This window comes from Dactylosporangium sp. NPDC050588 (genome assembly GCF_040654975.1).
GTDB classification, from domain to species: domain Bacteria; phylum Actinomycetota; class Actinomycetes; order Mycobacteriales; family Micromonosporaceae; genus Dactylosporangium; species Dactylosporangium maewongense.
The window spans coordinates 1-2,360 of the sequence record NZ_JBFAJA010000219.1 but is presented as its reverse complement, the minus strand read 5'-3'; the positions used below and the strand labels follow the sequence as shown (position 1 = coordinate 2,360).

Sequence of the window (2,360 nt, the reverse complement as noted above, 5' to 3'; positions counted from 1 at the left end):
GTCCTGCTGACCCATCCGGAAGTCTCGCAGGCGGCCGTTCTGCTGCGCGAGGACCGGCTGGTGGCCTATGTGGTCGGTGCTGGCGAAGGGTTGCGGGAGCACGTTGCGGCGTCGTTGCCGGAGTACATGGTGCCGGCAGCGTTCGTGACCCTGGACGCGTTGCCGTTGACGGTGAACGGCAAGCTGGACCGGAGGGCGCTGCCCGCGCCGCAGTTCCAGACCGGTGCCGGCCGCGGACCCGCGAACGTCCACGAAGAGCTGCTGTGCGCCGCGTTCGCGCAGGTGCTCGACCTGGACGCGGTCGGTGTCGACGACGACTTCTTCGCCCTCGGCGGCCACTCCCTGCTCGCCGTCCGCCTCGTCGAGTGGCTCCGGGAACGGGGCGTCGCCGTGTCCGTCCGGGCGCTGTTCGAGACCCCGTCCCCGGCCGGCCTCGCCGCGACCGCCGGGCCGGTGCCGGTCGCCGTGCCCGGCACCCTCACGGACCTGACCGAGGACGAGCTGCGGATCGTCACCGCCGCCGTCGCCGAGGACGACATCGCCGACATCTACCCCCTCGCCCCGCTGCAGGAAGGCATTCTCTTCCACCACCTCCTGGCCGGCGGTGGCGACGACGCCTACGTGCTGTCCACCGTCCTCGCCTTCGACGGCCGCGCCCGCCTCGACGCGTTCACCGCGGCGCTGCAGCAGGTGATCGACCGGCACGACGTGTTCCGCACCTCCGTCGTGTGGGAGGGGCTGCGCGAACCGGTCCAGGTGGTGTGGCGGAGCGCCACGCTGCCGGTCGTCGAGGTCGGCAGCGTCGACGAGGTCGGCCGGTCCATGGACCTCGGGCGGGCCCCGCTGCTCGACGTCCACGTCAGCCCCGAGGCGGACGGCCGGTGGCTGGCCCTCGTCCGCGTCCATCACCTGGTCCAGGACCACACCGCCCTCGACGTCGTCCTCGGCGAGATCCAGGCCGTCCTCGACGGCCGCCCCGCCGACCTGCCGGAGCCGGTCCCGTTCCGGAACTTCGTCGCCCAGGCCCGCGCCACGGGCGGGCACGAGGAGCACTTCCGCGCCCTGCTCGCCGGCGTCGACGCGCCGACCGTCGCCTTCGGCGTCGCGGGCGTCCACGGCGACGGCTCCGACGTCGTCACCGCCCACCTGGGGGTCGAGCCGGCCCTCGCGCACCGGCTGCGGGACGCGGCCCGGCGGCTCGGCGCCAGCCCGGCCACCGTCATGCACGTCGTCTGGTCCCGGGTCCTCGCCGCCGTCTCGGGCCGTACCGACGTCGTGTTCGGCACCGTCCTCCTCGGCCGTATGAACGCCGGAACCGGCGCCGAGCGGGTCCCCGGCGCGTTCATCAACACGCTGCCCGTCCGCGTCCGCACCGGCGACCTCGACGCGGCCGCCGCCGTCGCCGGCATGCGCCGCCAGCTCGCCGGCCTCCTCGAACACGAGCACGCCTCGCTCGCGCTGGCGCAGCGGGTCAGCGCCGTCCCCGCCGACGAGCCGCTGTTCACGACCCTGTTCAACTACCGGCACGCCGGCACCGGCGGCCCGGCCCGCACCGGCGGGTTCGAGGTCCTCTCCGCCCGCGAACGGACGAACTACCCGCTGACCGTGTCCGTCGACGACGACGGCACCGGCTTCACGTTCGCGGTCGACGCCGCCGCCCCCATCGACCCGCACGCGGTCGCCGCCATGCTGCACACCGCGACGGCGGGTCTCGTCGCCGCCCTGTCGCAGGACGCCGCGGCCCCGCTCGCCACCGTCGACGTGCTCGGCGAGGCCGAGCGCCGCCAGGTCCTGTCGGAGTGGAACCCCGCGGTCGACGTGACGCCGGCCGGCACGCTGGTGTCCGTGTTCGCGGCGCAGGCCGCCGGCACCCCTGCCGCGACCGCCCTGGTCGACGGTGACCTGCGCCTGTCGTACGCGGACCTGGACGCCCGCTCCAACCGGATGGCCCGCTTCCTCGCCGGTCGTGGCGTCGGCCCGGAGAGCCTGGTCGCCGTGCGGATGGACCGCTCCGCTGACCTGGTCGTGGCGCTGCTCGGCGTCCTGAAGGCGGGCGCGGGCTATCTGCCGATCGATCCGGCGTACCCGGCGGAGCGGGTGGCGTTCATGCTGGCGGACGCCCGTCCGGCGTTGGTCATGTCCGATCTTTCGGACCTGCCGGACGACGACAGCGCCGTTCAGGTGCCGGGCCTGCTGCTGGACCACCCGGCGTACGTGATCTACACGTCGGGGTCGACCGGCACGCCGAAGGGCGTTGTCGTGTCGCACCGCAACGTGATGACGCTGCTGGCCGCGACGGCGGAGCAGTTCGCGTTCGGTGCGGATGACGTGTGGACGTGGTTCCACTCGTTCGCGTTCGA

Annotated in this window: 1 protein-coding gene; it reads left to right on the top strand. The window is 74.1% G+C overall.

Translation table 11 applies throughout. The annotated features are described in order from the left end of the window. Positions 1-60 precede the first annotated feature (60 nt). A partial coding sequence (locus AB0I21_RS57380) for an AMP-binding protein (RefSeq protein ID WP_360574498.1) occupies positions 61-2,360 on the top strand: 2,300 nt, incomplete at its 3' end.